The sequence below is a fragment of the Candidatus Bathycorpusculum sp. genome, from assembly GCF_009778815.1.
In the GTDB taxonomy this organism is placed as follows: Archaea; Thermoproteota; Bathyarchaeia; order Bathyarchaeales; family Bathycorpusculaceae; genus Bathycorpusculum; species Bathycorpusculum hydrogenotrophicum.
This window is the reverse complement of the sequence record NZ_WRFL01000097.1, coordinates 1-6,122: the sequence shown is the minus strand read 5'-3', so window position 1 is coordinate 6,122 and position 6,122 is coordinate 1. Positions and strand designations below refer to the sequence as shown.

At 41.8% G+C, this 6,122-nt stretch carries 7 protein-coding genes and 1 pseudogene; 5 read left to right on the top strand and 3 right to left on the bottom strand.

From position 1 onward, the window contains the following. The 5 genes and pseudogenes from FWF39_RS11670 to FWF39_RS11650 form a co-directional block, all read left to right on the top strand. Positions 1 to 300: pseudogene (locus tag FWF39_RS11670) on the top strand (hypothetical protein); the annotation flags it as partial. A 116-nt stretch (positions 301 to 416) separates the two neighbouring features. Next, a complete protein-coding gene (locus tag FWF39_RS11665) occupies positions 417 to 755 on the top strand; it encodes a hypothetical protein (protein WP_343383612.1) in 339 nt (112 codons plus the stop codon). Positions 756 to 1,127: 372 nt separating this feature from the next. Next, complete coding sequence (locus FWF39_RS11660; protein WP_343383611.1) at positions 1,128 to 1,586, top strand: hypothetical protein; 459 nt, start codon at positions 1,128 to 1,130, stop codon at positions 1,584 to 1,586. A 409-nt stretch (positions 1,587 to 1,995) separates the two neighbouring features. Beyond that, a complete protein-coding gene (locus FWF39_RS11655; protein ID WP_343383610.1) occupies positions 1,996 to 2,871 on the top strand; it encodes a hypothetical protein in 876 nt (291 codons plus the stop codon). A gap of 5 nt (positions 2,872 to 2,876) precedes the next feature. After that, a complete protein-coding gene (locus FWF39_RS11650) occupies positions 2,877 to 3,449 on the top strand; it encodes a hypothetical protein (protein ID WP_343383609.1) in 573 nt (190 codons plus the stop codon). 279 nt (positions 3,450 to 3,728) lie between these two features. Here FWF39_RS11650 and FWF39_RS11645 read toward each other — a convergent pair whose 3' ends face one another. The 3 genes from FWF39_RS11645 to FWF39_RS11635 form a co-directional block, all read right to left on the bottom strand. Next, on the bottom strand, positions 3,729 to 4,181 hold the full coding sequence (locus tag FWF39_RS11645) for a helix-turn-helix domain-containing protein (RefSeq protein ID WP_343383608.1): 453 nt from the start codon (positions 4,179 to 4,181) through the stop codon (positions 3,729 to 3,731). A gap of 708 nt (positions 4,182 to 4,889) precedes the next feature. Beyond that, on the bottom strand, positions 4,890 to 5,111 hold the full coding sequence (locus FWF39_RS11640) for a hypothetical protein (RefSeq protein WP_343383607.1): 222 nt from the start codon (positions 5,109 to 5,111) through the stop codon (positions 4,890 to 4,892). A gap of 818 nt (positions 5,112 to 5,929) precedes the next feature. Continuing rightward, positions 5,930 to 6,122, bottom strand: a 193-nt coding sequence (locus tag FWF39_RS11635; RefSeq protein WP_343383606.1) for a hypothetical protein, incomplete at its 5' end; no start/stop codon positions are given.

Genomic DNA, 6,122 nt, shown 5'->3' with positions numbered 1-6,122 from the left:
CAGCTTGATGATAGAATCGTTGATGGCGAGAGGCTTCCTGATAGAATCGTTGAGGGTGAGCAGGTTGCGGATAGAATCGTTGATGGCGAGAGGCTTCCTGATAGAATCGTTGAGGGTGAGCAGGTTGCGGATAGAATCGTTGATGGCGAGAGGCTTCCTGATAGAATCGTTGAGGGTGAGCAGTGTCCTGATGTAGTCAACCCTGGCGAGAGGCTTCCTGATGTAGTCGTTGATGGCGAGAGGCTTCCTGATGTTTACCTCGAGGCAAAAATTATACCCCCGCCTATACCCTACCCCTAAACAGCAGCTAAGAAATCATAAAAAGGCGCATGCGCCTTCTCCTTTCTTTCTTTTTTTGTTTATTGGATGAAGTTACGTATATGTGAGTATAAAAGTTAGGTCGTGAAAGTTAAACTATGATGAAAAGTGATGAAGTTGAAGAAAAAATAAAGCATATCATAATGGATACGAGACTTTCAGCAATTAAAGTGGCTCTTGAAAAAGATCATGCCATTGATTGTTTGTTGTTGCTCTATGTGGATAAGGGGCGATGGAAATATGCTAAAGACTTCCTGAGGCAAAACGGGCTTTCATTAAGTGATGGTGCATTTAGGGCTCGAATGAATGAATTTGAGCGCTTGGGTTTAGCTAGAAGTGAGCGTATAGATCCTCTAAAGAAATATTACCTTAAAACTGATTTAGGTGAAAAAGTAGCCAAGCTTTTGCTTGAATTTTTTGATGCATTAGGCACTTAATTTTCTTTTTTTGTAAGTGTTTCTGTTGGATGGTTGTGTAGTGTTTTTGTGTTGGTGTTGTGGTTTGTCCGATGTGTGCGTGTTCTTGTTTGGTGAAGAATGTTTATCGTCAGGGTAGATGGCGTTATACGTGTAGAGCTTGTGGTTGTCAGTTTATTAAGTGTTGTTGCGTGGTAAAAGTGCTAAAATCAAACATTGGATTATTTTATTGAAGAGTGTTAACTAAGTGATGTTTTTGTGTTGGAGTGTGTTGTATGGATTTGTTTTGTTATGTTTTGTATGAAATGTGGAAACGGGGTTGTATTCAAATCGGATTTTGAGAGTGGTGACTTAAATATATCTTGTTGATGTTTGTTACCTATAGTGAATGAAATGGATCTAAATGTCGGGGTAAGTTGTAAGAAGTGTGGTTTAGAAAAAACGGTTAAGAGTGGTGTAGTTGGGGGTAGGCAGCGGTTTTGTTGTAAAGGGTGTGGATGTAATTTCCGCTTAGGCGATAATCGTAGCGATGAGAAAATAGCAGCGAAGAAAGCTCTCTGTATTTTGTGGTATGCAATGGGTAAGGGTTCTTATCGCATGATGGGACGCATTTTGAGTGTGGATCATTCTTTAGTGTATCGTTGGATCCGCGGGTTTGGGAAAAGTTTAGCTGAGCCCAAAGTGCCCCAAGACATCAAAGAGATAGAGTTTGATGAGGTGGCGGCTTTTGTGGGTTTAAAAAAAACAAGCTTTGGGTGCTTAAAGCAATTGATCGCGCTACACGAAGAACAATTGCCTGGGTTCTTGGCAGACGCGATACAGAAACATTTAGACGGCTCACCAAAAAGTTAAACATCTAAAAAACTGTGTGTTTTACACTGATGACTGGGAAGCATTTGCCAAAGTATTGCCCAAAAAGCGCCATGTTATTGGTAAAGCACACACAGTCGATATTGAGCATGATAACAGCAATACGCGGCATCATCTTGGCAGGTTCACAAGGCGCACTAAGGTTGTGTCCAAAAAAGAAGCCAGGGTAGACCTAACGTTACGCATATGGCACGCTGTCACCACCACAAACTTGTTCCAACAACTACAAAACACCGCAATAAGTATATTTAGGTAACCACTCTCGGATTTTGTAAAGGGGAACAACGTTTCAATGCAAATTCCTAAATTCCCGAAATCTTGGGCACTACAGCACAAATGGTTGATTTTTCCCATTAAAACAACATGAAAACTAAATATTTGTGGTACTCATATGAGTACCACACAGGTGTGGTATTTGGTCTTCATAAGATACGAAAAAAGAGGAAACAAAGAATACGCCTACCAACTAACCTCCTACAGGGACAAAACCACCAAACAAGTAAAACACCAAAAAACATACCTAGGCATAGTCATCAACAAAGAAAAGCAAATCTACCAAAAACCAACAACAAAAAACCCGCCAAAAAACGAAAAACTAATTCTAGACTTCGGAGACTCATTTCTCCTAAACACCTTCATACAAACCCACTACCAAACACTCCAAAACACCTTCCAAGAAAAAACCCCCACCCTAACCACCCTCATAACATACCGCCTCTGCCAAACAAGCGCCATGACACACGCCAACACCTGGCACCAAGGCAACGCCACACAACTCTTCCACAAAACAGTCAACCTCACCAGTCAAAGAATAAGCGAATTCCTAACTGAACTAGGAGACGAACAACTCCAACAAACATTCTTCAAACAATACCTAACAACCCAAACCAGCCAACAACAACCCACAAACGGCGTAATAATAGACACTACTACCTCTCTTCCCACCCAGACCCATATACCTCTCACATCTTGGGGTCGAAGCGGAGAAGAAATAGACAAGCAAATCCGCTTTCTACTGGTCGTCAACAAAGAAACCACCCTGCCACTCTATTTTAGGGTCCTGCCGGGCAATATTGTCGATGTTTCCTCGCTTTGCAACACAACTAAGGAGTTGGCACAGTATGGGGTGGAGAGTTATTTTTTGTGTGTCGATGCGGGATTCTTTTCTAAACTCAATATTTTGGATCTCTATGACAAAGGGATTTCTTTTTTGACTAGTTGCCGGCGTCAACGTCTCTGTATAGAGAGCTTGTGGAGACTGAGGTGAGGGGATTGGAGTCGTCTTGTAATGTGGTGGTGTATAGGAAGCGGGGGTTATTTATTTTGCAGAAAAGGGTCGAGTTGTTTGGCCGAGAAGTTTTTGCGTATGTGGTGTTGGATCCTGAGCGCAAAGGCCGTGAGACGAAACGTTTGATTTTGCAGACTGCAGATGAGAAAGTTAAACGACCAGATTTGGAGTATCTGTTTCTGCGGTGTGGAGTAATGATTTTGGTTTCTTCTTTTGAGATTCCCTTAGCGGATGTGGTGCCGACTTATTATTTGCGGCAGCGTGCGGAGGTGTTGTTTGGGTTTGCTTGTGATGATGTGGGGTTTTTGCCTTTGCGGGTGCATCGGGAGGAGTCGGTTCGGGGGTTTTTGTTTTTGCAGTTTTTGTCTTTGATTGTTTTTGCGCATCTTAAAAAGGTGCTGGGTAATGAGTTCTCGGTTGAGGAAGTGTTATTTAGTATGCGAAATCTCAAGTGTAAAGTTTACGAAAAGGAAATAATCGTCTGTGAGCCGACCAGAGAGCAGAAAGAAATCTGTAAAAAGCTAGACATTGTAGTGCCCAAAACCTTGGGAATTTAGGAAATTGTGCGGCAGACAATTCATACCGAGAGTGTTAACTAAATAATGTTTTTGCGCTGAATGTGCTGTTGACCCAGAATTTAGCATACAATGACATTGTTAGATCAACCATTTGTTGTGAGCGAGAAACAACACAAGTCTTTCTACGGAACCGTGCAAACCAATGTCTTTGCCTAAAATTGTCTCTCTCCACCCCATGTGTCTCTGCCTTTGTTTGGGTAAGCAATTCTTGGGGAATAAGCTCAGCATAAGCTTCCCAATGATCAGCAAAAAACACTGCTACATTCCATTGTCGTAACCTATCCAGCATCCGCTGAAGTGTTTTGCTATCTCGATTCCCCCACTCCCAGTCAAGGAGCTGATTGGTAGTGCGACAATATGCTTTCCAAATCCAAAGCTTGTTTTTTTTGACTTCAAATAATGCCACACCTCATCTAACTCTATTGCTGCAGATGTGGTTTGTTGGGGTTTTGGTTTTTCATAGTTTAAAAGGGCGTATTGTCTGACCCATTTTAGAACTGCTGTTGCGGTTACATGTATTAGTCGTGCTATGGTGCGCAGGGATAGTCCGTTTATGTATAGTAGGATGGCTGTTAGTTTTTTGGTTTCACTTTTTCCATGGTGCCTTGTGGGTACAAATTGTCTTCCACATGCTTTGCATCGGTAACGTTGCTCGCTTTTAACAAAACCAGACTTTAAGACGCTCTCACTACCGCACTTTGTACAAAACATAACAAAACCAGTACATCATAACACACCCCAACATAAAAACGTTACTTAGTTAACACTCTCTTCGTACCCACAAGACAGTATGGGAAAACTGAAACTGAAAAACTAACTGCCATAATACTTTACATAAATGGGCTATCTCTGCGCACCATTGCACGATTACTAAGTGTAACTGTTACAACCGTTATAAAATGGGTTCATCTATATGCTATTGAGAACTATGAGAAACCCCAGCCCCAAACTAACTCTGCCGTAGTGGTAGAGTTAGATGAGGTTTGGCATTATTTGAGGATGAAAAAACACGTTTTGAATTTGGAAGACATATTGTCACTCTATCCGTCAGCTCCTTGACTGAGAATGTGGAGGTCGGGATAGCTGAACTCTTCAGCGGATGCTGGTAGGCTTTACTGATGAAATGTGAAAGTACATTTTGTTGCTGATCATTGGGCGGCTTATGCAGAGCTTATTGCACATACGTATTGGTTCAAACAGGGCTCAGACACAAGGGGTGAAGCAGGAAAATTTTAGGCAACAGCATTGGTTTGCACGATTAAGAAGAAAAAATGTGCTATCTTTTGTTCTTTGCAAATGATTAACCTGAACTATGATCTTGTGTGCTAAATTCTAAGTCAACAATACATTCAAAACAATAATATCATTTAGTTAATACTATCGGATGAAAATGTAGGTATGAATGGTAACGGTTTCTCCTTAGGGTGTGGACTGGGGTGTTGTTTGGGTTGGAGGATTGGTTTGTTGGGTGGGCTGGTTTGGTGGCATCTGAACCACCGAATCCGTAGCGGGAGCAGTCTCGGGAACGGTGTCTTCTGTGAGGGTCTGGGTAACGTAGTAGGATACACCAAGACAGACACCTGCCAAGCCGGCAGCAAAACATGCCGCCACTAAAACTACAACAAACACTTTCAGATTCATATACGTCACCACGCAAACATACGTATTTAACCCATTTATGGTTTATTCTGTACCCATACCATAGAACCAATCCCCAGCAGGTTGTCCAATATCTGAACACCCATAGAACTCAAAAACTCGGCCCCGCTGTTGCAGAACACAAAACCCAAACCCAGCAGGACATGTGAAATCAGCAGAGCCAGCTGTTTTAACCAACCCCTTTGATAGTTATGGTGGTGTAATAAAGTATTTTAATGTATGGGGGTCATGTTTGTTATGGCCGGGTTGATAGAAGAATGGTGTCTAAAGTTGTTATGGTTAGATGTCCTTTTTGTGGCAGTGATAAAATATCAAAAAATGGTCATATAAAACGGGTAAATAAGTATACAATTGCAATAATTCCGAATGTGTGCGTCGAAACTTTATATAACAATATACCCACAAAGCTTACCTGCCCGAAGTTCGTCAACAAGTTTTAAAGATGACGGTAAATGGCACTGGAACCGTGCCACAGGACGCATTTTGGGCATATCTAAATATAGTGTAACAGCTATTTTAAAAAAACAAAAAACTGGATCTGGCAAATAAACTATAACTACATACGTAGCCTAACAAACCAAAACTTAGTGATCAAAATCCTGTCCTCAAATCAAGTTGAGGTTGAGCGTGCAGTGATGGACGAGATGTGGTCGTTTATAAAAAACCTAGCAGAATACCTGCCGCGGTAGCGGCAGGATGAATGTGTCAGGTCTATTAGCGCTTTAAGTCGTAGTTTTTGTCACCATTGGATAAAGGGGTGATGGATTGGAGAAGGCTCGGTTTTGTGCTTTCCAAGCCAATTACCACCTTATCTGGGCCGCTAAATACCGACGCAAGGTTTTGGTAGGCTCAGTTGAGGTTAGGCTGCTAGAAGTACTTAAAACGATTGCTGAGAACCATGACTGCCAGTTGTTGACTGCTAGGTGCATGATGGGGATCATGTGCATGTGTTTGTTTCTGCTAAGCCAAAGGTGTGTATTTCTGATATTGTTT